The 24,897-nt window shown below is 48.5% G+C and carries 18 protein-coding genes; 3 read left to right on the plus strand and 15 right to left on the minus strand.

The window, feature by feature from the left end:
- Positions 1-57 precede the first annotated feature (57 nt).
- From GJU87_RS20295 to nagB, 15 genes are all read right to left on the minus strand, one after another.
- Positions 58-1,551 (minus strand): Gfo/Idh/MocA family protein, encoded by a 1,494-nt coding sequence (locus GJU87_RS20295; RefSeq protein ID WP_106541360.1) that lies wholly within the window; start codon positions 1,549-1,551, stop codon positions 58-60.
- Between the two features lie 267 nt (positions 1,552-1,818).
- A complete protein-coding gene (locus tag GJU87_RS20300; RefSeq protein WP_194831598.1) occupies positions 1,819-4,290 on the minus strand; it encodes a TonB-dependent receptor domain-containing protein in 2,472 nt (823 codons plus the stop codon).
- A gap of 183 nt (positions 4,291-4,473) precedes the next feature.
- Complete coding sequence (locus GJU87_RS20305; protein WP_153641138.1) at positions 4,474-4,668, minus strand: hypothetical protein; 195 nt, start codon at positions 4,666-4,668, stop codon at positions 4,474-4,476.
- A gap of 54 nt (positions 4,669-4,722) precedes the next feature.
- Positions 4,723-5,280 (minus strand): YdeI family protein, encoded by a 558-nt coding sequence (locus GJU87_RS20310; RefSeq protein ID WP_153641139.1) that lies wholly within the window; start codon positions 5,278-5,280, stop codon positions 4,723-4,725.
- Positions 5,281-5,344: 64 nt separating this feature from the next.
- Complete coding sequence (locus tag GJU87_RS20315; protein ID WP_153641140.1) at positions 5,345-7,132, minus strand: MFS transporter; 1,788 nt, start codon at positions 7,130-7,132, stop codon at positions 5,345-5,347.
- Between the two features lie 3 nt (positions 7,133-7,135).
- Positions 7,136-9,607, minus strand: a complete 2,472-nt coding sequence (locus GJU87_RS20320; protein WP_153641141.1) for a glycoside hydrolase family 9 protein — start codon at positions 9,605-9,607, stop codon at positions 7,136-7,138.
- Positions 9,608-9,625: 18 nt separating this feature from the next.
- On the minus strand, positions 9,626-10,978 hold the full coding sequence (locus tag GJU87_RS20325; protein WP_153641142.1) for a SpoIID/LytB domain-containing protein: 1,353 nt from the start codon (positions 10,976-10,978) through the stop codon (positions 9,626-9,628).
- Positions 10,979-11,037: 59 nt separating this feature from the next.
- A complete protein-coding gene (locus GJU87_RS20330; RefSeq protein WP_153641143.1) occupies positions 11,038-11,307 on the minus strand; it encodes a hypothetical protein in 270 nt (89 codons plus the stop codon).
- A 38-nt stretch (positions 11,308-11,345) separates the two neighbouring features.
- Positions 11,346-11,492: a hypothetical protein gene (locus GJU87_RS20335; protein ID WP_153641144.1), complete on the minus strand. Its 147-nt coding sequence runs from the start codon at positions 11,490-11,492 to the stop codon at positions 11,346-11,348.
- A 385-nt stretch (positions 11,493-11,877) separates the two neighbouring features.
- Positions 11,878-12,264, minus strand: a complete 387-nt coding sequence (locus tag GJU87_RS20340; RefSeq protein WP_153641145.1) for an endonuclease domain-containing protein — start codon at positions 12,262-12,264, stop codon at positions 11,878-11,880.
- Between the two features lie 404 nt (positions 12,265-12,668).
- Positions 12,669-13,688, minus strand: coding sequence for a DUF4922 domain-containing protein (locus GJU87_RS20345; protein WP_153641146.1), 1,020 nt, complete (start codon positions 13,686-13,688; stop codon positions 12,669-12,671).
- Complete coding sequence (locus GJU87_RS20350; RefSeq protein ID WP_153641147.1) at positions 13,685-15,139, minus strand: glycosyltransferase family A protein; 1,455 nt, start codon at positions 15,137-15,139, stop codon at positions 13,685-13,687. Before GJU87_RS20350 ends, GJU87_RS20345 begins: the two co-directional genes overlap by 4 nt.
- Before the next feature lie 29 nt (positions 15,140-15,168).
- Positions 15,169-16,725 (minus strand): glycoside hydrolase family 10 protein, encoded by a 1,557-nt coding sequence (locus GJU87_RS20355; RefSeq protein WP_153641148.1) that lies wholly within the window; start codon positions 16,723-16,725, stop codon positions 15,169-15,171.
- Positions 16,726-16,733: 8 nt separating this feature from the next.
- Complete coding sequence (locus GJU87_RS20360; protein WP_153641149.1) at positions 16,734-17,837, minus strand: acyltransferase family protein; 1,104 nt, start codon at positions 17,835-17,837, stop codon at positions 16,734-16,736.
- A gap of 68 nt (positions 17,838-17,905) precedes the next feature.
- Positions 17,906-19,891 (minus strand): glucosamine-6-phosphate deaminase, encoded by a 1,986-nt coding sequence (gene nagB, locus GJU87_RS20365; RefSeq protein WP_153641150.1) that lies wholly within the window; start codon positions 19,889-19,891, stop codon positions 17,906-17,908.
- Between the two features lie 122 nt (positions 19,892-20,013).
- Between nagB and GJU87_RS20370 the strand changes: the two genes are divergently transcribed.
- The 3 genes from GJU87_RS20370 (at position 20,014) to GJU87_RS20380 (ending at position 24,883) form a co-directional block, all read left to right on the plus strand.
- Positions 20,014-20,847, plus strand: coding sequence for a hypothetical protein (locus GJU87_RS20370; protein WP_153641151.1), 834 nt, complete (start codon positions 20,014-20,016; stop codon positions 20,845-20,847).
- Between the two features lie 45 nt (positions 20,848-20,892).
- Entirely contained in the window at positions 20,893-21,696 is an 804-nt protein-coding gene (murQ, locus tag GJU87_RS20375) for an N-acetylmuramic acid 6-phosphate etherase (RefSeq protein WP_153641152.1), read from the plus strand.
- A 166-nt stretch (positions 21,697-21,862) separates the two neighbouring features.
- Positions 21,863-24,883 carry a TonB-dependent receptor gene (locus GJU87_RS20380; RefSeq protein WP_153641153.1) on the plus strand — a complete coding sequence of 1,007 codons (3,021 nt, stop codon included), beginning with the start codon at positions 21,863-21,865 and terminating at the stop codon, positions 24,881-24,883.
- The last annotated feature ends 14 nt before the right edge of the window (positions 24,884-24,897 follow it).

Here is a 24,897-nt window from a genome sequence, read left to right on the forward strand (position 1 = left end):
AAAAAGAGGTTGCCTCTTTTCAGAAACAACCTCATCCTCGAAATAAATTTATACGAATCAAATCTGTTGCCAGCCTTCACGGTAGTGGTGACGAATCCACTCTTCCGCTGCTTTCTTGGCATTCATGGTATCGTACTTGGTATCAAATTTCGGGTCGCCATCAACTACTTCGAATTTGTCGGAGGTTACCACGCGAATCTGGTCATTATCGCCAATGTTGGTAAACTTCATGTTTTCACCATCCCACTCGAGACGACGTTTCAGATCCTGTAGACGAACAGCCAACACACCCATTACCACCATCTCGTTCAGCGGTCCTGAATAGTTGAAGTTGGACGAGGCTTCCAGACGGTTGCTCTTGTCTTCCTTACAAGCGCGAATCCAATCTTGCTCGTGGCCACCTTCCATTGCTTTCGGGATACGACGCAATGTTTTTTCAGGTTGTTTGAAGGTTTCCATCTTCTTGGTAGGAAGCAATTGCGGATTACGTGCATACGTACCGCACATAATTTTTCCTTTCGAACCAACGAAGATGACACCGCCACCCCAGTCGCCCATCATTTCTCCGTCTTCCAGCTCTTCAGGACGTTCGGGTAACAGACCGCCGTCGTACCAGGTAACTTTCACAGCCGGCATGGCTACTTTGGGTAAGTTATCCCTTTCAGGGAACCAGTAAGTTACCTTTTGTGCTTCAGGTGCCGATTCGGTATTGATTTGGGTTGAGCTACCTTCAACAGCAGTTGGATACTTTAGTTTCAATGCTTTGAAAACCGGGTCGAGAATGTGGCAGGCCATGTCGCCTAACGCTCCGGTTCCAAAGTCCCACCAGCCACGCCAGTTCCACGGTGTGTAGATGGGGTTGTACGGACGGTAAGCTGCCGGGCCGAGGAACAGATCCCAATCGAGGGTTCTGGGTACGCGAACTTTTTCAGTAGGACGCTCGAGACCTTGAGGCCAGATTGGACGGTTGGTCCAGGCATGTACTTCCTTGATGTCGCCGATAGTTCCGGCCCAAATCCATTCACAAATTTCACGGATTCCTTCGCCTGAGTTACCCTGGTTTCCCATTTGGGTGGCTACGCCCATTTCGTTAGCCGTATTGGTCAGCAGGCGCGATTCGTAAACCGAGTGGGTTAACGGCTTCTGAACGTACACATGTTTACCTAGTTTCATGGCTTCGTAAGCAGCCAGGGCATGCACGTGGTCAGGAGTAGCGACCATCACGGCGTCAATATCCTTCTGCTTGTCGAGCAATTCGCGGAAATCTTTGTAACGGACCGCGTTTGGATAATCGTTGAATGTTTTACCGGCGTATTTCCAGTCAACATCGGCCAATGCAACGATATTCTCCGTATTCATGTTTTTCAGGTTGGTACGGCCCATTCCGCCCACACCGATTCCGGCAATGTTCAGCTTATCGCTGGGCGCTTTGTGCCCCAAACCGGCTATGGTGTTACTGGGAAGAATTGTAAATCCTGCAGCGGCTGCTGCGGACGTGCCGAGAAAAGCACGTCGGGAAACGTTGCTTTGGTTCTTTTTAGCTTTTGTCATTTTAATTAGTTTTAGTATGAAGTCGGATATTGGTCTCTAAATATAATTTTTAATTCATGGATTTTCAAAATTGAAGTCCTCTTTCGATCCCCAGATCAGCTGACTTGGCCATGATTTACCGGTATTGGTGGTGTGTTTGGCTGACTTTAGCGCGGCTTTGTGGATTGGCTTATTGTTGTTTAGACAGCTTCTAAATTTTTTACCGGTTACCGGAAAAGAAAAAGGCATCCATAATGGATGCCCCCTATTGGTTAGTTTGATTTACAATTAGTATTCTGAGCCTATGTCGTCTCCGCCGCCTTCCTGGTTGTTGCCATTTCTCGACTTCGACCGGTAATTATTGATAATGTAGCTTAGAGTTAACTGAAATACCCTTGGTTCTCTCTTGAATTCAAAATCGGTTTTGAAACCATCGCCATACGATGTTCCGCTTCGCTTCATCGTGCCGAAAATATCACGGACCTGCAAGGTTGCAGATAGTTTCTTATTGAACAGCTCCTGCTTCAGTGATGCATTGGCGAATGCCATTCCATTGTACTCACCCTGCGCTGATACTGAAGGACCGCGATAGATGGACATCAACTGAAAACGGGTAGTCGGAGTGAATTTGACATCAGCTGTTAAGCGGGAGTTAAAGTTGGTGCTGTTTCGGTCGACACTTTCTCCGTTTACGCTTCCCTCCAGGCGATAGTAGAAAACGGTTCCGCTGGCGATAATCCGAAGCCAGGGATAAAGATCGAGGTTCGCCATCAATTCACTACCCAGCGAATGGTCGCGGTTCATATTGGCACGCGTGTGGTAGATAATTCCATCACTGTGTAACTCCTGAATACGGGTAATCAGGTTATTGGTACGGCGATAATATCCTTCCAGCGAGATGAATGACTTCTTGATACGTTTCAGTACCGATAATTCGTATGAATCAGTGTATTCAGGTTCCAACGCCGGATTTCCTACCCGGATGTTGTACGGGTCCATGTAGGACGGGAAGGGTTCTAAATCCCAGCCTCTTGGGCGACTGATGCGTCGGCTGTAACTGGATTGCAGTTCGATATCCCTTCCAAATTTTTGAGACAGATGGACAGACGGAAACCAATCAACCCGGTCAATGATATACGGATCGGACGAGGCCGTGTGATCCATTTCGCGCTTGGTATATTCCGCCCTTAATCCAGTTTGCCACGAGAAGGATTTGGTCGAGTGTGACCAGATTGCATAAAGCGCGTGGATATCGCGGCTAAAATCGAAGGCACTACTGAAATTCGGATTATTGACCCAGCTATCACTGGTGTAGTCAAAATTCTCGAAAAGGTAATCTTCCGATTCCCGGTTGATGCGTCCCTGATATCCGGCTTCGAATTTATTTTCGTCGTTTACCGGAAGGGTATAATCGGCTTTAAGCCGGTATTCATTGTCATTCGATGCTTCTACCGTCCGTATTTTGTCCGGATTCTGGTCAATGGGATTACCATTGGCATCGGTGGGGTACCGGGTTTGGTATTCATTATCGGGTCCCTTACGACCACTGGCGTAAAATGTTGCTATTAGTTTGTGTCCTTCTTTGTTAAAGTCGTGACTGTAAGTGAAATCAGAATTCCAGTAGTTTCCGTTTCGGGCTGATGTATTGTCTTCGTAAATATAATTGTCTGTGTTAAAATTGTCGTAGGTGTGTTGAGTCGAAAGGCTGTTGCTCTGGAAAGTATAATCACCTACGCGTCCGCTGACGCTGAGCGTAGTATTGTCAGAAATGCGGTAATCGACTCCGCCTCGAATACCTTTCCCTTTCCAGGTGCGATCCATGTTACCAACCGAGTTGATTACAGTTGTCGTATCGGCATTATATAGTTCCTGATGTACATTTCTTTCGCCCTTAAAAACCATGTTTTGAAAATCTCCTCCAAGCAGAAAGGTCCATTTGTCGTTTCGATAGTTCAGGGTCATGTCTCCACGGGTTTTGTTTGTGTTACTTGCGCTGAGGTTGGCAACACCACTGAATGCCCCCTTAATGTGTTTCTTCATCACCACGTTGATGATTCCTGCGACGCCCTCAGGGTCATATTTGGCCGAAGGATTGGTGATAACTTCTATCCTTTCGATATCGCTGGCCGGAATCTGCTTCAATGCGTCGCTACCATCCAGTACGCTGGGTTTACCATCGATGAGCACGGTGAAATCCGAGCTACCGCGAACCGACACATTTCCTTCGATGTCAACATCTACCGACGGGGTGTTGGCGAGCGCATCTACGGCCGAACCTCCGGCGGCACTAATTTCCTGACTAACGTTCACCACGCGCCGGTCGAGTTTAAATTCCACCCGGGCTTTATCGGCCACCACGTCCACACCCTTCAGCTCTTTTGAAGCCGGTTTCAGTTCCAGTGTACCAATATCGGCGACTGAACCGGAACGATTGATACTAATTCCCGGAAGGGTATGTTTTTCGTAACCTATGAAGTTGGCCTGAAGATAGTAGTTCCCCGGAGGAACGTTTTTTATCTGGAACGACCCATCGGCTTGTGTCATAATTCCTCCAACAATCGATGAATCCTGTTGTGAATAGATAGCCACATTGGCATATTCCATAGGGGTTTTGGTGCCGGCTTCCACTATTTTTCCCTTTACGATTCCCGGGAATGTTGCAGGAGGATTTCCTGCGGCACCAGGCGCAGGAGCCGGTTGGGCATATAACTGGAATATGAGTCCTGTAATGACTAAGCTAATGAGTAATATCTTTTTCATAGAGAGAATTTCCTGTCGTTTTGTTTCACGATTCATTGGATGGGAAAAGCCGGGATTGGTTTAATCAGAAAATTAAAAAATACAACAAAAGGGGATAAGTGTATCCGAAATGCCTGATTGTATTATTGTTCAGGAAACAGAAATGCTTAAAATGGTTGGATGAGTAGAAATCGTGGGGTGAATTTATTCGCGGGAACGATGCTCACGATGGATCAGATAGCGTCCATGATCGGAGAAAAAGAGAGCTACAAAGAGGAGGGTGGCAATCATGGCTTTACTGAGGTGTATTCTTTCCAGGCAAACAGATAAAAATAAAAGTGCGGCAATCAAAGCGAGCAGCAACAGAAAATATCCGGCTATGTAGAGAAAGAGACGCATCGGGGTTATTTTTATTTGTTTTACACAATTTACGAAAATTGCATAACAGAAGATTCATTTCATTCCCAGCTTTTTACCTTTTGTTAATAAATTGAGGGCTTCTGTTGATCGTTTCTGCCTTGTTGCGCTTTGTTTGCCCGAACCGATCCACCGGACGAAAAGATCTTTCTGCTTCTCAGTCAGGTTCTCAAAATGTTTTCGGGCTTTGGGACTTCGCGATAGCGCTTCCCGGAATTCCAGGCACATTTCCGTTTTGGATTCCTCCTCCGGCATATCGCCTTTCATCACTTTTTCAGGAATAACATCCAAACCGGCCGGCTGAATTCTTGTTGTGCTTTTGAGTAACTGAATTCGCTTGATATTGGACGCCGACCATTGACTGTCCGGTTTCCGGGGTGTGAATTTCCGGGCATACCGGTCTTCATTCAACCGTTTAATCAGACTGTCAATCCAGCCCCAGCACAGTGCTTCCTGAACCGAATCTTCGTATGCAACAGAGCACTGACCTGTATGTTTTTTGTGGTAAACCAGCCATACTTCCGTCTCTTTCGCATGGTTTTCCTTTAGCCATTGCCTCCATTCTTCCAGTGTTGCCGGAGAAGTTGTTTTCATTATTTCCCGTTTGAGAAATAAAGTTAGGACAAAAAAATCCCCGCCGGAAAGCGGGGAAGTGTTTTTATGCTTTTGCTTTGGTTCCGAACTTCGGGTCGATTTTTAGCAGCGAAATGAGAATGAACCCCGGAATGGTACAGAGCATGACCCAAACGAAGAAATGCTGGTACCCGACGGTCTCCTGAATCCAGCCGCTGACCATGCCCGGAAGCATCATGCCCAGGGCCATAAAACCAGTACACAACGCGTAGTGAGCGGTTTTGTGTTCGCCGTCCGAAATGTAGATCATGTACAACATGTAGGCGGTAAATCCGAAGCCGTAGCCGAATTGCTCGATGCCAACCGATGTTACAATGGGCAGCATGGTGTCCGGTTGCACATAGGCGAGGTACACATACACCAGGTTGGGGAGGTTCATCGCTACGGCCATCCACCAGATGGTTTTCTTCAGGCCCCATTTGGCTGCCACAAAACCACCCAGAATTCCGCCGACGGTCAGGGCAATCATCCCAATGGTTCCGTAAATCAAACCGATGTCCCCGGTGGTTAACGCCAAACCTCCTTCGGCGCGCCCGTCGAGCATGAACGGTGAGGCTAATTTCACCAGCTGCGATTCACCTAACCGGAAGAGCAGCAAAAAGGCAAGTCCGGCCCAAATGTTTTTCTTGCGGAAGAAAGAGGCAAATGTTTCGAACACTTCGTGCATCACGCGGGACAATGATGTCTTTTCGTGTTTGTCGGTATCTTCGGCCGGGCGGGGTAGTATGAACCGGTGCCACAGGAAGAATAGGATGAACAATCCGCCGAGTACCATAAAGGTCAGACTCCAGGCCAGCGGAATATTACCGGCTCGTCCCGAGAAGGTAGCTTCCGCTTTTTTCGTCAGTTTCGGATCAACCTGCACGATGGCAAACGCTGGTTCGTTCCAGTTCTTGTCCGTGAAAACAAAACGGGTTCCTTCCTTCAGGTGAAAGCTTTTGTTGCCTGAGTTCATGCCAAAATTCAAGACAACTTCCTTTCCGTCTTTCGGTGGCTGGCTCAGTTTGTAAGCAACCAGGGCAAACCCGGATGTTGTGCCGTTTGAACCATCGGGGGTTCCTTTGAGCGAAGTTTCTTCAGAATAGAATCCATGGCTGATGTTCCATTCTTTCACTGCCGTGAAAACGCTGTCGGCTTTTTCCCGGGAAACCGGAACCGTGCCGATTTGAATGTCTTTTTGGGAAGGAACTAAAACGTAATCGCTGCTTTTCGTTTCCGGAAAACTGATATTACTGGGTTGGAATTGTATCGTTGTCTCTTTTCCGGGTACGGAATGAAAGGCGATATCCGTTTCCGGAAGACCGGTGGCAGTTTCGAGGTAACCGGCCAGGATGACCAGCAATCCCTGTCCGGTGAGCATGGCAAAGCGGTAAAAGGTATTGCGGATGCCCACGAAATAGGTTTGCTCGTACTGATTGAGACCCATCATGTAAAAGCCGTCGGCGGCAATGTCATGTGTGGCCGAACTGAACGCGACGAGCCACAAAAACGCCAGCGAGTAGCGGAAAAAGTTGGGCATCGGAATCGTCAAGGCTACACCGGCCAAGCCGGCACCGACCAGCAACTGCATGATGACAATCCACCAGCGCTTGGTGCGCAACACGTCGACCACCGGGCTCCACAGCGGCTTGATGACCCACGGCAAATAAAGCCAACTGGTATATAAAGCGATGTCGGTATTGGAGATTCCCAGCCGTTTGTACATGATGACCGAAACCGTCATTACGATAACATAGGGAAGCCCTTCTGCGAAATAAAGTGTGGGAATCCACGCCCACGGATTTCTTTTGGTTGGTGTTGCGTTTTGTCGCATGCGTTAGAATCTATTGGGTTGATAATTGTTTTCCTTCAGAAAATGGATGACCTTGCCAAGCTGGTCATAAAACTTGTCCTTCCTGTCCGGCGATGTTCCGAGATGAATGAGGATTATGCAGCCATTCAATCCGCCCGGTTTCGTTTTCTCGAATTGTACCAAGTCGTTGTACAACTGGTCCGAACTGCGGTAATTCTTCATGTCGGGTGTGGTGTAATCGGCATTGGTGCGGATGCCCGGCGTGAAATTGACGAGCGTCAGCCCCAAATCGCGGCTCCAGTCGGCAATGGCCCGGTTGTACCACTCGTAAGGCGGCATGAACGTGGTCACTTCTTTGGCAGGAATGCCGGCGGCTTCCATCGCTTTGATGTTGTTGCGCAAATCGTCGGTAAATTCATCGCGGGTCACCAGCAACGAATCGCGTTGGGTCCAGTCGGCATACAGCAGATGTTTGTCGGAGTGGGGACCGAGATACTGGCCGTCTTCGCGGAGACGCACAATCAGTTTCCGGTTGTCCGGATTCCGGTAAAAGTCGCCGGTGAAAAAGAACGAAGCTTTTACATGGTTCCGGCGTAATATTTTCTCGATGGTTTTGCCGCCATCGTTGGTGTCGTGGGCTGAGAAAACGAGGTAAACTGTCGATTCTAGGGAGTCCATCCGGACGATGCCGCCCTGTACTTTCTTTACATTTTCATAAGTTTTGCTCTTCATTCCCTCTTTCTGAAGCGAGGAGAGAAGATAGCTAAGACTGGCCGTTCCGTCCATGGTGGGCTCGTTGGTGGAGTAGTCGCCTTCGTCGTCATGATACACCGCGCGTCCGTTTTGGAAGGCAGCGTAATCATCGTCATGCAGCAGGCGGATGCCGCGCAGGTTGTTGTAAATCGACGTGTAAACGGGGCCGTCCACCAATCCGCCATAAGTCAGCTTCCCTAAAATCACTTTATAGGATGAGTGCGGGTTGACCGGATAGTCGCCTCCGGCCGGCAAGCCAACCACCATCGATGTTCCCCAGGGGTTGCATCCGAAGAGCCAGTCGCGCAATGCCGCTTCCATTTCCCGGTAGGTTTGGTCGCCGGTGATTTGGCGGTACAACCGGGCTTGTGTGGCCGCTGCTGTGACCAGGTTGTTCGAGCACCAGATAAACGGTATCCCGATGAGAAACGGGTCTTTCTTTGCCCGTGCGTAGATGTCGGCCAGTCCTTGCTTCAGGTCGGCGGCAAAGACCTTCGCTTGCGCGGAATCGCCATGAGCGGCAAGGTATACATGGCCTAAGTTCATGAATGGGTAGAACTGGTAATGCCGGGCGCGGTTCAGCTCCATCCAGGGAGTTACCGGCTCCAGTTTTCCCCAGTAAGCAGCATCCTGCAAATATTTTTTCTTTCCGGTTGCTTCATTGAGGGCCGCAGCGGCCAGTTCCAGGTCGTCGACGTAATTGTCTTCTTCGTAAAAATAGGGCGAAACATAACAAGCGGTTTGGCAAGCCCCGGGCTCCGATACTCCGAATTGAAAGGCGGCTTTGGCTTTTCGAATCAGCGTGTCCGCGAAAGCGGGATCGGATTTTTTGTAAATGTCGGCGGCCAGGGCAAAAGCGGATGCAAACTTCCCGGCTGTTGAAGCTACACCGGTTGTTCGGTTCTTGAACTCGCCCAAACCCTGCGGTTTTCCGGTAACGAAATACACCGGGCGGCATTTGCCCAGTCCATAGTTAGCGGTGTCCTTGTCAGGAAGCCGAAAACCAATGTGATCACGGTCGTCAGCAATCTGGTTGAACATCACATCATCCGACGGATTCATTTTCAGCAACCAGTTGATCCCCCAGCGCGCTTCGTCCAGGATGTCGGGAACGCCATTCGAACCCGGCAAACCGTTGGCCTTGTAATGGTCGCCGTATGCTTCGGGATTTTCCCGGTAGGCAAACAGCATTTGGGCTACGGCATTCGCCGAAGTGGTAACATACTGCAGGTAGTCGGTGGCATCGTGCCAGCCGCCGGTGACGTTGATGAATTCCCCGGAGCGGGTCGGATGATCGACAATGATGCCGTCGTGCGTGTGACACGAATCATCGAGGAACGGATTAAACCCGCACCGCTGCTGCCGCATGTATTTCAGGATGTAGTCGGCGGTGCCGTCGTACACATGTTCCGAAATACTGAATTGCGGTGATTCCAGTTTCCCGATACGAAGGAAATAGCCTCCGGGCCTGGTATAACTGCTGAAGTTGAGCCGGGCAGCACTGGGCATTCCCCAGGGTTTGCCATCTGCCAATTCCGGTTGTCCCATGTAGACTGTCTTCCCGGTAAGGGAATTAACCAACTCGAATTCTTGTGGCAAATCTCCTTCCGGTGAAAGAAAAACGGCCACCTTGATGTCATCGGGCAGGTAGCCCAGTTGGTTGACGCGGATAACTCCGCGCGCCTGCGTTGTTCCGGCGAAAGCCAGCAACAGGAAACTCAGAATGAACAGATATCGGTTCATGGTTTGGTATGTTTTGGTTTACGAATAGACTTTTTCGAGCAATGCGTCTTTGAAATAGTGCGCCAGGATTTCCCGGTAGGAATATCCCTTTTCGCCCATCACAGCGGCACCAATTTGGCACAGACCAACGCCGTGCCCCCAGCCGGCTCCGGTCAGGATGAATTTCGCCGGAAGGCCGTTCTCTTCTCCTTCGGTGTCGACTACAAAGGCCGAGCTGTAAAGATGCGAAGTAGACAGCGCTTTCCGAATTTCCAGCTCCTTACCAATGGTCAGTGTTTTCTTCGTTCCCTCGATGCGTAGCTTGATGAGACGGGCTGAATCGCCCCGTTCTACCGGTACCAATGCCTTGATGTTGCCAAAGTCGATGCCTGTGCGTTTTTTAATGAGCGCACTGATTTCTTCCTGGCTGTACTCTACTTTCCATCGATAGAAATCGGTAGTTTCCTGGTCGTAGTTGTTCAGCACCTGGCTCAAAACTTTGGCATCGGTCGTGTTGCAAAAGGCCGGCGGATTGGAACGAATCCAGCGGTCGGCATTTTCTTCTGCCGTCAGGTCAAGATTAAAACCTTCGGGCGCTTCCGGGTTGTCGATAATCTTCACCAGGTACGGGTGATGCACCGGCTCCCAGCAATTTTCGAATGATTCGGAAATACCTCCGCACGACTTCGAGAAACGCGCGTCGGCAATGTGTTCATTGGAGGTAAGCGCCTCGCCAAAGGTCTCGCGGATAGCGGTAGCGGCATTCTCCGATACCACCCGGGTGATTCCCTGGTAGCGCTGACAATGATCGTCGGCACACACATCGAAATCGGTGTGATCTTCGCGGTCATACCATCTGATCAGTTCATCGGCGGTTTCAAGCGTGGTCACATATTTTTCTTTTTCACTTTGCAGTGATTCATGCTTATCGACCTGCGCGAGTAACCAGCTGCGCGAAATCACAGCGTGGGCTTTCAACAGGTCCATGCTGCTGGTGGCGCTCATTTCCGAAGAGATGACACTCACCAGGTATTGCTCTACCGGCACCAGGTTGATGGCCCGGATGTTTTCGTCTTCGCGGATGAGCTCCAGACCTCCCCGGAATTTCTGGTCTTCCTTGCGCTCCCAGTGGAAGTTGATACCAATGGTCACGTCGTGAAGTAGCAAACTGCAGGCCTCCCGATCGGTCGGTTGGAATATCAGCTTTTCGCCTTCGAAGGAGATCCCTGAGTCGAATTTCACATGGATTTCGTTACCGGAAAAGAAAGCCGAGCCGTTGCCGGTTACTTCTTTGCTCCCGCATTGGTAAACTCCTTCGAGTTCGATTGCGATAGTTTTCTCCGCCATGATACCCACGCGGATATCGGGTTCGTTGCCGTTGTTGTATTTCATGATGCCTGGTTTATGCTGTTATATGTTCAATCAATTATTAATCATTTCTCCATTACTGGTCATGTGTATTCCGACCCTCGCCGTGACCGTTCCGCTGTCCCGGAAGTAGTTCCAACACCGGCAGAACCGTTTCCAACTCCCGCCGAAGTACTTCCAACTACTGCGGAAGTAGTTCCAACGAGTGGACGGGTAGTTCCAACACCGGCAGAACTGTTTCCAACTACCGCCGGAGTACTTCCAACTACTCGCCGTGATGTTCCAACGAGTGGACGGGTAGTTCCAACGCCCCGATTAGTTGTTCCAACCAATGAGCGACATGTTCCAACCATCGCAGAAGTAGTTCCAACACCGGCAGAACTGTTTCCAACTACCGCCGGAGTTCTTCCAACCGCTCGCCGTGATGTTCCAACGAGTGGACGGGTAGTTCCAACGCCCCGATTAGTTGTTCCAACCACTTGCGGAGTTGTTCCAACCGCTGCGGAAGTAGTTCCAACACCGGCAGAACTGTTTCCAACTACCCCCGGGGTTTTTCCAACTAGTGCTATTCACTTTCTATTTGCCCCCTAATCCCCCACCCGGGGGACTTCAGGCCGTCACAGCTAGTAACTTCGGCTCTTTAGAGCATCTGCCCATACTGGCAGCTCCGGCTTAACTCCTCTCCCCAGCTGGGGAGAGGTTGGGAGTGGGGCTATCAGACAATCGTTCAAATTAATGCTGCACTATGATTAAAAATACTTTTTTTATAAACCCTATTTGCCTCCGATTCCGATTTCCCGGAACCCCACCCGGGGGACTTCAGGCCGTCACAGCTAGTAACTTCGGCTCTTTAGAGCATCTGCCCATACTGGCAGCTCCGGCTTAACTCCTCTCCCCATCTGGGGAGAGGCTGGGAGTGGGGCTTAACTCACGGCTTCCTCGATTCTCTTCAATACTTCGTTGATATGTTTTTCAACTTCTTCATTCGTAAACCGAAGGACGGAGATACCTATGTGTTCAAGCTCGTAAGTCCGGTTTTCATCCCGTTCCTTTTGTTCGGTAGCTTTATGAACTCCTCCATCGACTTCTATGGCCAGCTTTCGTTCGTGACAATAGAAATCGAGTATGAAAATATGGACCGGATGCTGCCTCCGAAACTTTAAGCCTTTCATTTTCCGATTCCGTAAATGCTGCCAAAGCATTTTCTCTGCGTCCGTCATCTCTTTTCGTAACTCCGCAGCCCTGGCCTTTATTTGCGGTGATGCACCGTAATAAAATTCATACTCACGTGAATCAGATAATCTTACCATATCTTCAACTTTTTTTGCCCCCTAATCCCCCACCCGGGGGACTTCAGGCCGTCGCAATTGGTAAATTTCGCTCTTTAAAACCTCTTTCCATACCAGTTACTCCGGCTTAACTCCTCTCCCCATCTGGGGAGAGGTTGGGAGTGGGGCTTTTAGAAAAGCGTCCATTTTAGAGGTGCATAATATTTCAAAAAAGCTTTTCATTTATCAACTTCTTTCTGCCTCCTATTCCGATTTCCGGGAACCCCACCCGGGGACTTCAGGCCGTCACAGCTAGTAGCTTCGGCTCTTTAAAGCATCTGCCCATACTGGCAGCTCTGGCCTAACTCCTCTCCCCAGATGGGGAGAGGTTGGGAGTGGGGCTGTATCCTTTTCTCCCCCTCACATCTTCTCGGGCTCTCTTTTCCTCACTCTGCCATGCGTTTCGCGTAAGCGGCACAGAGCTCGTCGAAGTAGCTGTCGTTCACCGAAACCTGGGCAAAGATATCCGCCAGGTCAGCGGCTTTAATTTTATTGAAATCCTTTTCCTGCGGCGTGATACAAACGCCTCCGAAATCGACCGATGCCGGGCTGAGTAGTATATTCTCATCTCCTTCGGCAAAATACTGATCCGGACGATGCCTGTCACGTGGAAAAACCAACACACGCCATTTCCCGTTTTCGTATCCCGAAAGGATATTGAGCATGGGCTCCGGCTCTTGCTGGCGCTGTTCCAGCAGTTCGTGAAGCCATCCAAATGCGGTATGCAGCAACGTAATATCGCCCGATTCAATGGCGATGAATTTACGCAGGTAATCGCTTACCGCGAAAATTTCGAGGTGGTCGTTGCTGAATAACTTCCGGTTGGTGGTCGCCTTTAGCTTACTGCATTCCGTTTCCACCGGAAGGAATCCCTTGTTCCCCGCCTGAAAATGCATGTGGTCGGGAGCCGATGCACCGCATTTCGGTCCGTTGTAAAATACCGTGTAAGTTTCGAGCGCGCGGCTCAGCTCCAGCATATCCCGAAAATAGGGCTCGATGAGCTGCGGGACATGTTCCAACCTGGGAATCGTGAGGTGACGCGGAAAAATGGGATACGGATTAACCAGAATCAGGTATTCGTCGTTGAACGGGATTCCTTTTTGTTGCGGCGGAAGAGCGTCGGTACAAAGAAAGCACTTGCGCTCACTGATGCTTTTGCTGTCGACTTTGGCTGCTGATGATTTGATACGTGCAGGATTGAACTGCACTTTCACATCGCATTGGGCGTAGTGAAAAGTCTTCACTTGCACTTGCTCCAGCCCTTTGGCATTGTCGGCGTAAAGCGGCCAAACGCCCTGCTGTTGTTTTTGCAGGGCGTCGGCCATTTGATCCAGTGAACTGTCTTCCGACAGATTGAGCGCACGCTTTGAAATAATTATGTCATCCAGGTGTACCGAATTGCTCATCGTTCGTTTTGGTTTTTCAGAATTCGTGCTTTCAGTTCCAGTGTCCGCAGACGATCCTTATAGCTGTTGTGAATGTTCATTTTGTTTACATCAAGCGAGGCATCCGAGTTGTCGTCCCAGCGACGGCACAGGTACACCGGCGTAAAGATTCGGCCAATTTTGTATTCACGCGAAATGGCAATTCCCAATGCGTAGTCTTCGCCATAACTGGAGTTCGGAACCCGCAGGTCGCGCAGTACCGGAGTGTAGAAGGCACGCGGTGCACCCAGTCCGTTAATGCGTAATGCGTTGTTCGGGCCGTTATCGTCGGTCCATTCCTTGTGATCGATGATGCCCGGGGGAATTTCTTCCAGCTTGAAGTTGGTCATCTGGTACGAGCCAATCACCATGGCACATTTATCAGCATGGAATTTATCGACGATGGTTTGCAGTGTATTTTCGTCGCTGTACATGTCATCGCTATCGAGCTGTACGGCGAAACGGCCACACTGCTGGTGGAAAATTCCCACATTCCAGCAACCGCCGATTCCTAATCCTTTTTTATCCGGAATCACGTGGATGAGTTTATCGCTTCCCGCGAAATCGTTCAGTATTTCGGTTGTACCATCGGTAGAGTAGTTGTCCACTACGATCAGGTTGAACGGGAAATTCGTTTTCTGTTTCAACACTGAGTCCACTGCGTCGCGGATGGTTTTTACGCGGTTGAACACCGGAATGATAACAGATGCTTCTACCGGGAAGCCTTCTTCAAAATCAACGGCTTTGAATTCAGGTTTCAGGTAAGCGCCAATCTCTTTCAGGTGAACGGTACACGCTTTTTCCATCTCAATCTGGGTGGCACGGGCAGCTCCGCTTACGTAGTCGAACTGCTTCTCTCCTGATTTCCGGGTATCCGATTCCACCATCGTGAAAAGTGGTTCCGGTACGCGGATAAATTCTCCCTTCCGGGAAACGTACAAACGTAGTGAATAGAAGCCAGCAGCATCGTAGCTGGTAGTTTCCCAGGCAGACCATTCTTTCAGGTCGGCAGTGCGGATAAGCTGCACCGGCCCGAAGTTGAAATCGTCGCGCAAAGAGCCTGCCTGGTAATCAATGGTTGGATGCACCGAACGCGTTTCGTTTTTGATTTCGTAATAATCGGCGTAAACCATCGCTGCATTGGTGAACGTGGCTGCCTGTGTCAGACGCTCCAATCCAAACTGGCCCATTTCGAGCTCGGTATCTTTCAGCGAAAGCAGGGTAAATTCAGCTTCGGCTTTGCCGGCAATGGCTTTCATGGCCTCTGTTCCCTGAATGCTTTTCACGGTAATGACTTCGGTTCCTTCCGGAATGACTGCGCCTTCGGGAGCGAGCACGTAAATGGTATTCACATTGGTGGCTTCTTTCAGTTCGGCCACTGATTTTTTTGTTGCCTCTTCTCCGCTATACGCGAGAAAAATATCGGTTTTCATTTTTATGCTTTGATTTAAAAATTTCTGAATTATTGTTTGAACATCATTCGGTCACTCGGGACGCTTTCGTTGTTGAGGCGGTCGAGTGTGGTAACCTTGTAAAAATATTTCTTGCGGAAAATGTGCAGAAAGCGACGTTTCACAAAGTAACCGTCTTCACCGGTCACATCGATCAAATATTCCGGGTCGCTGACATCGATGCTGTCATTTTTCCCGCAACGGTACACCGCGAAAAAGCGGGCTTTATTCATCTCATCGTCGGTTTGTGGTGCTTGCCAGGTAATTTCGCGGCCATGTTTTACTTTTTCTACCTGCAGATTCGAAGGTGCATCGGGCGCTTTATCGTCAATCCAGGGCATAGTGGGAACAATTGCCGGAGTACGGTAATATTCATCCCTTAATTCTTTTTGAAACCCTTCGAGATGACGCGCAAAATGTTTGGAACTAAACCAGGCGCTTCCTTCCAGTCCGGGAATGGAGCGAATCATTTTAATCTGGTCGGTCAGTTCAGCAGGTGTCCGCCAATCCGGAATTTTCGAGTGTTTATCGAGCCGGTAAACTGCTTGGCCGATGTACATACTGCGACCATAGGTATGACGTGCCCACCAATGCGCCAGCTCATCAAAATCGACTAACGGGTGACCAATGCGCCAGTAGAGTTGGGGAAGGGTGTAATCAATCCAGCCCTCACGCTGCCATTTGATAATATCGGCGTACAAACCGTCGTAGTTGGTCGTGCCCGCGTTGGTGTTCGAACCATCCGGGTCGTCTTTTTTGTTTCGCCACACGCCAAACGGACTGATGCCGAATTTTACCCACGGCTTCACCTCTTTAATGGCTTTGCTCAGCTGCTGAATAATCAAATCAACATTGTCGCGCCGCCAGTCATCAATCTGGTCCGGGGCAAATCCACGCGGATATTTTTTGAAAGTAGTCGAATCGGGAAATTCCTGGTTCGCCACGCGGTACGGATAGAAATAGTCGTCGAAATGAATCGCATCTACATCGTATCGTTTCACAATGTCGCGAACGACTGCCGTCACAAAATCACGAACATGTGGATTTCCCGGATCGAAATACATCTTCTTGCCGTAGTTCCACGCCCAGTCCGGATGTTGGTTAACGATGTTGGATGCGGCCAGCGTATCGAGCGTGTCGTTCTTCACCCGGTAGGGGTTCAGCCACGCATGAAATTCCATCCCGCGTTTGTGTGCCTCTTTGATGAAAAAGGCCAGCGGGTCATAAAAAGGCTTCGGCGCTACGCCCTGTTTTCCTTCCAGGTACTTCGACCATGGCTCTAATTCCGAAGGATAAAAGGCATCAGCCGACGGCCGGATTTGGACGATGACGGCGTTCATGCCGTTCCTTTTGTTCATGTTCAGCAGATCGATGATTTCCTGTTTTTGTTTAGCAACAGGAAGGCCCGGTTTGGAGGGCCAGTCGATGTTAGCGACTGTGGCAACCCAAACGCCCCGGAATTCTCTTTTGGGTGGTACCGGTGTTTCCGGGTTCCTATTTCCGGCAAAAGCCGGGATAGACAGGAGAACAGCGATAAACAGAATAAATGCGTGTCGACAAGGTTTCATTTGACAGGTCAGATTTTGATGAATATTTTTTTGTGATACAGTACGTCGGCCAGTATCCAGTATAAGAAAATCAGCGTTAACGCGAAAAGCAGCGAACCATTCAGGTTGCCGGCCCACGAGGCAAACAGGTGCTCGTAAATCCATTCTTTGAGCGTAACCGTTTCGCCTCCGGCGGAAAATTTGATCATGTACAACAATCGCCCGACTATTCCCGAAAGGACAAAAATAAATAGCGGGTTCATACCGAAAACGAGTGCCGGCTTCGACCATTTCTTGTATCCGCGAATATCGATGATCCAAATGAAGAAGGCAAGCAGAATGGTTGCCAACCCGGCGGAGTACAGTACATACGAACTACTCCAGATGGGCTTGTTTAGCGGAAAAACGAAACTCCAACTTACGCCAGCCAATGTCATCGCTGCACCAGCCAGAATCAAATCTTTGACAGCGCGCGATTTGTCGGCTCTTACATCAACCTGCCTGCCCACCAGGTAACCAATCAGCACTGTGGCGATGGCCGGAATGGTACTGAGTAAGCCTTCCGGATCGAATGGGATGCCGTAGCCATGATAAATGTGGTTAGCACCGAAAATGGTCAAATCCACGGTTCGAGCAATGTTGCCCTGCAACGATAGCGCTCCGTCACCGACCAACATCAGCAAGCCCCAATAACCAAGTAGCAGAATAGGAAGTGCTATCCAAACACCGGTTCGCTTCCCGGCAAGGGCAATGAATGAGGCGATACCATAGGCCAGCGCAATGCGTTGCAGTACGCCCATAATTCGCAGGTGACTATAGTCGATGCCGAAGATTGGGAAGGCATTTAGGCCCAATCCAATCAGAAATATCAGCACCGTCCGTTTCAGCACTTTCTTTGTCGCGTCTCCGCTCAGGTTGTGATTGAACTTTTTGAAAGCAAACCACATGGCCGTTCCTACCGCAAATAGGAAGAACGGAAAGACCAGGTCGGTCGGGGTACAGCCATTCCACTTGGAATGTTCAAGCGGGGCATAGATGTGACTCCAGCTTCCCGGATTATTAACGGTAATCATCAGAGCGACGGTAAACCCGCGCAAAACATCCAGAGCAACTAATCGTTTGGTTTTTCCCATGGTTGGTTATTGTTTCGTTATGCAAATTAATCAACTTACCCCGTAACTGCCCGGTCGAACCGCTGAAATCACGGATAGTAGCGAACGAAAGCTTCGATGGCTTCGTATTCGGCCATTCCCAACTGATTGTATAGTTCGGCTGTGGCGTGATTCCGGTCTTCGGCACGTTGCCAGAATTCGCGGTCGTCATTTCCCATGAACATCGCGCCTTCTTTTTGCGACTGGTGACGGAAAATCGCTTCCCGCTTTTTGAGCAATTCCTGCGGGCTGATAGGTACAGCCATTTCAATCTGGTCGATATCCCACTCAGCCCAGGCACCGCGGTACAACCAGATCCAGCATTCCTGCATCCAATCTTCGTCTTTTAACTGCTCCAGGGCAATCAGGATAGCATCGAGACAAACCCGGTGCGTTCCGTGCGGGTCCGACAGGTCGCCGGCTGCAAATATCTGATGAGGTTTGATTTCGTTGAGGTAATCCATCACAATGCGTACATCCTTTTCCCCGATAGGTGCTTTCTGGGCTTTCCCGGTTTCGTAAAACGGAAGGTCGAGGAAGTGAACGTTTTTGCTTCGTACCCCTGAATAACGACAGGCGGCTTTCGCTTCCATTCGCCGTATAAGACTTTTCAGTTTCCGAAGTTCGGGTAAATCAATATCTCCCTCTTCTTTTTCATTAATGTGAGCAACGAGCTTATCGTACATCGCTTTTTGTTTTTCGTTGCCTTCGTCGATGTAGTTGGAGAAAGAGTTATGGAACGAGATGAACCGGGTGGCATATTCATCGGAAACAGCCACATTACCTGAAACCTGGTAAGCGACATGCACATCGTGTCCCTGGTCGGCCAGACGAATCAGTGTTCCTCCCATGGAAATTACGTCATCGTCGGGGTGCGGACTGAAAACCACTACGCGTTTTTGAGCAGGTTCGGCTCTTTCGGGCCGGCGCGAATCGTCAGCGTTGGGTTTTCCTCCGGGCCAACCGGTAATGGTCGACTGCAGGTCGTTGAAAACTTTAATATTTAGTCCGTAGGCTGAGCCGAAAATGACAATCAAATCACTTAAACCATTATCGTTGTAATCTTTATCAGTCAACTTCAGAATGGGCTTTTCCGTTTTCTGGCATAACCATACCACAGCTTTGCGGACCAGGCGTTCGTCGTTCCAGTCGCACGAACCTACTAACCACGGAGTTTTTACCCGGATAAGTTCGCTTGCCGCGCTGGAATCGAGAATGAATTTCGCTTCGGGATGATTTTGCAGGAAAGAAGCCGGTAACAATGGTGTCACGTTTCCTTCTACCGCCTTTTTAATAATAGAAGCCTTATTTTCTCCCAGCGCAACCAGAATAACTTTCTTCGCATTCATAATTGTGCCTACGCCCATGGTTATGGCCCGTTGTGGCACATTCCGGATGCCGTTGAACGAGTTAGCTGCATCGCGGCGTGTCAGTGTATCCAGTACAATGATGCGCGTGCGTGAATTGGAGCGGGCTCCCGGCTCATTGAATCCGATGTGACCAGTGCGTCCAATTCCTAATAACTGTATATCGATGCCGCCGGCATTCTTAATCTTTTCTTCGTATTTCAAGCAGAAATCGTGTACCTGGTCGAGTGGAATGTTTCCTGCCGGGATGTGAATGTTTTCCGGTAGGATATCGATATGGTCGAACAGGTTTTTGTGCATGAAGTGGTGGTAGCTGTGGCTCGAAGACGGGTCCATCGGGAAGTATTCGTCCAGATTGAACGAAACGACATTCTGAAAGCTGAGTCCCTCTTCTTTGTGCATCCTGACCAGCTCTTTATATACGCCAAGCGGTGTCGAGCCTGTGGCCAGTCCTAAAATACATTGTTTATTTTCAGCTTGTTTTTCCTTAATGAGGGTTGCAATTTCTTTCGCCACAGCGACAGAAGCGTCTGTTGCTTCTTTGTAAATATATGCCGGGGCATTCTCATATTTGGTCAGAAGTTCTCTCTCTGTTGGATTTTCAGCGGGAAATAGATTTTCGTCTGCAAAAAGACTGTCGGGTGATTGAAGTTTCTTGCTTAAGTCCATGGTTTCTTTCTTAAATTTAAATGAGTTTCAAAAATATAATCAATTGATGATTGATGCAAGATTGGTAATACATGTTATATAATATGTCTTAATGTATTATTTTTTTATTATATATTTGGTGCATGAAAATGATTGCAGACAGTGGATCGACAAAAACAGCCTGGCGCCTGATTGACGCAGAAGGAGGAGTTCAATCGGTTGAAACCGAGGGATTGAATCCTTTTTATCAGGAGTCGGCAGAAATGGTCGCCACATTAAAGGAAAGTTTGCTCCCATATATAAAAGGACGGGTGAATGAAGTGTTTTTTTATGGCGCAGGATGTGCAAATGAGGAAAAATGTGCCATTGTAAGCAACGCATTACGCGAAGTTTTTCCCGGTTCAACTATCGAAGTTGCCAGCGATTTGGTTGGCGCGGCTCACGCTGTCTGCGGACATGAATCGGGGATTGCCTGCATCTTGGGAACAGGCTCGAACTCGTGTTACTATGATGGAGAAGAAGTGAAGCTGAATGTTTCTCCCCTGGGATTGATTCTGGGAGACGAAGGAAGCGGCGGAGTGATTGGACGGAAAGTAGTTGCCGACTATTTGAAGGAGATGATGCCGGGCTATCTTAGGGAGAAGTTCGAAACAATGTATCATCTTTCAGCTCCGGAGATTATGGATCGGGTCTATCGAAAACCCTATCCAAACCGTTTTCTCGCTCAGTTTACCCGTTTTTTGAGTGAAAATATTACAGAACCTTATTGCAGTCATCTTGTAGAGGAGAGTTTTCGTGAATTTGTTCAGCGAAACGTGGTGCATTATCCTAACTACAAGAATTTGCCGGTGAATTTTGCCGGTTCGGTTGCCTGGTATTTCTCCGAGCAGCTGGAAAAAGTTTTAAAAGAAGAGGGCCTTAATCCAGGGCGCATTGTGCGCGATCCGATTGAGGCATTGGTTGATTATCATAGTTAAAAATTTGCTTTACCTGGCTTAATTCCGGGATTGAAAAAAACGAAAATGAGTATAACGGAATCTGAATCGCTTTATAACGATCTTGAAAAGAAGAGTGTGCGTGAGTTGCTGGAGTCAATTCATGAAGAGGATCGCAAGGTTCTCCCGGCTGTACAGAAAACCATTCCACAAATCGAAGCGTTAGTAACGGCGGTTGCTCCGCGAATGAAGAAAGGCGGCCGATTGTTTTATGTCGGAGCCGGAACCAGTGGACGGTTGGGTATTCTCGATGCGTCGGAAATCCCCCCAACTTACGGAGTTGGATATGATTTGGTTATCGGTTTGATTGCCGGAGGTGACACAGCCATTCGCAAAGCTGTGGAATCAGCCGAAGACAACGAGGCAATGGGATGGGAGGATTTGCAAAAATATCATCTCACCGAAATGGATACCATTGTAGGTATCGCCGCCTCCGGAAGAACACCTTATGTAGTAGGTGCTTTGAAAAAAGCGCGCGAAAACAATATTCTTACTGCTTGCGTAACCAGTAATCCCGACAGCGAGATGGCTAAGCATGCCGATATTGCGATTGAAGCCGTTGTTGGCCCTGAGTTCGTAACCGGAAGCACCCGCATGAAATCCGGTACAGCACAAAAATTAATTCTGAATATGATCACAACCACGCTGATGATTCAGCTGGGAAAAGTGAAAGGTAACAAGATGGTTAATATGCAATTAACCAATAAAAAACTGATAGAGCGTGGAACCCGAATGATTATGGAAGAGTTAGGACTGGAACAGGATAAAGCCAGGAATCTCTTGCTCATACACGGTTCTGTGAAGAAAGCGCTCGACGAATACCGTAAATAGCTAGGTTATATTTTGACTTATAGTTTGAAAGTTTTTTGAGTTCTCATTTTTAATCAGTCCGAAGGGTATAATCCTCCGGAAAGGGTAAACTATATGCCTTTTCATGAAAGGACGGAGGGAGAAATATACCCCAAGGTTAAATTTTAAAATCTAAACTACTAGTACCATGAGACGTTTTCTATTGCTTGTGGCAGCCATGATGGTTGCCTTCTCATCGGTTGCCCAAAAGAGGACTGTAACCGGGATGGTCACTGACCAAAGCGGTGCGCCGCTTCCCGGTGTAAACATTGTCGTCAAGGGCACCACTAATGGTACCATCACCGACTTTGATGGTAAGTATCAGTTGGACGCGAAAGCATCGGATGTACTGAAATTCTCGTTCCTGGGATATATTCCTCAGGAAATTCCTGCCTCCAACAGTGTGATTAACGTTCAACTGAAAGAGGATACCAAATCACTCGACGAAGTTGTGGTCGTCGGTTATGGTACCCAGAAAAAGAGTGACATTACCGGGGCTGTGGCTTCGGTGAGTGCTGATGACCTTAAAGGCCAGCCGGTTTCTTCAGTTGACCAGGCTCTCCAGGGACGCGTAGCCGGCGTTCAAATTACCTCCAATTCCGGAGCTCCCGGTGGTTCCATTTCTGTCCGCGTTCGCGGTATCGGAACCATTAACGACGCCGATCCTTTATATGTGGTCGACGGCCTTCCAGTTAGTAGCATCAACTTTTTGAACCCGAATGACATTGCTTCGGTAGAAATTTTGAAAGATGCTTCTGCTTCGGCTATTTATGGTTCACGGGGTGCTAACGGTGTGGTTCTGATTACCACGAAAAAAGGTAAGTTGAATTCTAAAGCCAGTGTAAATCTCGATGTTTACTACGGTGTACAGAAAGTGATCAACAACTGGAAAACAACTACCGGGCCGCAATGGTACCAGATTCAGGAAGAACTGAACAAGACACGTACCAGCCCTATCGATCTTTCACTGGTCGACAAAAACCAGAACACGGATTGGTTCAATGCCATTACACGTGTGGCTCCCATGCAGAACTACAATTTCGGTGTAACCGGAGGTAGTAAGGCAATGACTTACGCGCTGAGCATCGGTCACCTGAATCAGGAAGGTACCGTTGAAGGAAGTAGCTTCGAACGTACGACCGGTAAATTGAATGTCGGTTACCAGGTTTCAAAGCGATTTAAAATCGGTACAAACCTGAATATCGAGCACAGTAAGAAATACTCCATCAGCGAGGAGAACTATCACGTAGGAGTAATTAACACAGCGATTAAAATTGAGCCGGTAATTCCGGTATGGAAGGACAAAGCCAATCATGTATATGATTATTCCAAGTTTACCGACTATCCGAACCCGGTAGCAGCGATTCAGTATGATAACAATCATTCAGAAAAACTGCAGCTGGTAGGAAATATTTTTGGTGAGTTGGAACTGGCTAAGGGACTGAAGGCAAAAACCAGTTTTGGTCAGAGTAGCTATCGGACTGATTACTACAACTTCACTCCGGTTTATTCCGTCAACATTAACCAGCAGAATCTGGTGAACAACGTATATCGTAAATATGCCCGCGGTGATTACTGGTCATGGGAAAACACTCTGAACTACGATGGTACGTTTGGAAAACACAGCCTGTCAGCATTGGCTGGTTACACTATGGAAGAAGGAAACTACGAATGGTTTTCGGCGTCGAAAAACAACATCCCGAACGAAGATCCTTCCATGTGGTACCTCGATGCTGCAGCCGATGGGGATTTAGCAACCAGTAGTGAGTCTTCTGTTTCTATGATGTCTTTCCTCGGACGTATCAACTATTCGTATGACAACAAGTATTTGGCAACGGTTAACTTCCGTGCTGATGCTTCTTCTAAATTCCCGAAAGAAAATCGTTGGGGATATTTCCCGTCTGTAGCACTTGGATGGAAAATCTCAAAAGAGTCTTTCCTGGAGAATGCAACCTGGTTGACCAACCTGAAACTGCGTGCCGGTTGGGGACAAATTGGTAACCAGAATATCGGAAGCTATCCTTATCAGGAGACGATGAACGGTAACTCGCAGTACCGCTACCTCTTCGGAACGACTCCAACTATCGATCAGGGTTATGTAGTGACCGGAATGGTTGATCAGTCTATCAAATGGGAGACGGTTGAATCATTGAACTTCGGTGTTGATGCTTCATTCTTCGACGACCGTTTGCAGACAACCATTGATTGGTACAACAAGAAAACCAAGGACATGCTCGTTAGCGTGCCGATTCCTTACTACTATGGTTACGAAAGCGGACCAACTTCTAACGTAGGTTCGGTGAAAAACAATGGTCTTGAGGTTTCTGTGAGCTATCGCGATCGGATTTCAAACAAACTTTCTTACAATGTAGGCTTCAACATCGCTACCGTGAAGAATGAAGTACTCAGTCTGGGTAATGGTGAGCCAATTGCCGGAGGTTACTACTATGGTGGTAACGCAACCCGCACGGAAGAAGGCGAACCTATCGGATACTTCTACGGATATAAAACCGATGGCGTTTTCCAGTCACAGCAGGAAATTAACAATGCTCCTGTTCAGGAGGGAAGTAGCAATGAAGATTTGAAACCCGGTGACCTGAAGTTTGTCGATGTGAACGGAGACGGTGTTGTAAACGATGAGGATAAAACTTATCTGGGAAGCCCGATTCCGAAATTTACTTATGGTTTCAACCTGGGTGTTACTTACGGAGCTTTTGATCTTAGCGCATTTGTTCAGGGATCACAGGGTAATAAAATCTTCAATGCAATGAAGACACACCTGTATAACTTCGACGAAACAAACAAGTCGACAGATATGCTGAACTCATGGACTCCGAGCAATACCAACACGGATATGCCTCGTTTGAACGGTAATGACAAGAACAACACCAACCGTACTTCCGACCGGTTTGTGGAAGATGGTTCGTATGCGCGTCTGAAGAATATCACGCTGGGATACACGCTTCCTAAGTCGTTGATTCAGAAGGCGGGTATCGCTTCGTTGCGTTTCTATGTATCAGGTCAGAATCTGGTTACCATTACCAACTATTCAGGTGCGGATCCGGAAATCGGACAGAATGCAACAGACAATTATCTGAGTCGCGGTGTGGATATTGGTACCTACCCGCAGGCACAGACTTATGTATTCGGTGTAAAACTGGGATTCTAATTGAATAAGGATTT

The sequence above is a fragment of the Prolixibacter sp. NT017 genome (assembly GCF_009617875.1).
Taxonomy (GTDB): Bacteria; Bacteroidota; Bacteroidia; order Bacteroidales; family Prolixibacteraceae; genus Prolixibacter.

Bases quoted from the DNA above. Each gene is read 5' to 3' on its own strand.
- GJU87_RS20295 (WP_106541360.1), bottom strand. From the start codon at position 1,551: ATGACAAAAGCTAAAAAGAACCAAAGCAACGTTTCCCGACGTGCTTTT.
- GJU87_RS20300 (WP_194831598.1), bottom strand. From the start codon at position 4,290: ATGAAAAAGATATTACTCATTAGCTTAGTCATTACAGGACTCATATTC.
- GJU87_RS20305 (WP_153641138.1), bottom strand. From the start codon at position 4,668: ATGCGTCTCTTTCTCTACATAGCCGGATATTTTCTGTTGCTGCTCGCT.
- GJU87_RS20310 (WP_153641139.1), bottom strand. From the start codon at position 5,280: ATGAAAACAACTTCTCCGGCAACACTGGAAGAATGGAGGCAATGGCTA.
- GJU87_RS20315 (WP_153641140.1), bottom strand. From the start codon at position 7,132: ATGCGACAAAACGCAACACCAACCAAAAGAAATCCGTGGGCGTGGATT.
- GJU87_RS20320 (WP_153641141.1), bottom strand. From the start codon at position 9,607: ATGAACCGATATCTGTTCATTCTGAGTTTCCTGTTGCTGGCTTTCGCC.
- GJU87_RS20325 (WP_153641142.1), bottom strand. From the start codon at position 10,978: ATGAAATACAACAACGGCAACGAACCCGATATCCGCGTGGGTATCATG.
- GJU87_RS20330 (WP_153641143.1), bottom strand. From the start codon at position 11,307: ATGGTTGGAACATGTCGCTCATTGGTTGGAACAACTAATCGGGGCGTT.
- GJU87_RS20340 (WP_153641145.1), bottom strand. From the start codon at position 12,264: ATGGTAAGATTATCTGATTCACGTGAGTATGAATTTTATTACGGTGCA.
- GJU87_RS20345 (WP_153641146.1), bottom strand. From the start codon at position 13,688: ATGAGCAATTCGGTACACCTGGATGACATAATTATTTCAAAGCGTGCG.
- GJU87_RS20350 (WP_153641147.1), bottom strand. From the start codon at position 15,139: ATGAAAACCGATATTTTTCTCGCGTATAGCGGAGAAGAGGCAACAAAA.
- GJU87_RS20355 (WP_153641148.1), bottom strand. From the start codon at position 16,725: ATGAAACCTTGTCGACACGCATTTATTCTGTTTATCGCTGTTCTCCTG.
- GJU87_RS20360 (WP_153641149.1), bottom strand. From the start codon at position 17,837: ATGGGAAAAACCAAACGATTAGTTGCTCTGGATGTTTTGCGCGGGTTT.
- nagB (WP_153641150.1), bottom strand. From the start codon at position 19,891: ATGGACTTAAGCAAGAAACTTCAATCACCCGACAGTCTTTTTGCAGAC.
- GJU87_RS20370 (WP_153641151.1), top strand. From the start codon at position 20,014: ATGAAAATGATTGCAGACAGTGGATCGACAAAAACAGCCTGGCGCCTG.
- murQ (WP_153641152.1), top strand. From the start codon at position 20,893: ATGAGTATAACGGAATCTGAATCGCTTTATAACGATCTTGAAAAGAAG.
- GJU87_RS20380 (WP_153641153.1), top strand. From the start codon at position 21,863: ATGAGACGTTTTCTATTGCTTGTGGCAGCCATGATGGTTGCCTTCTCA.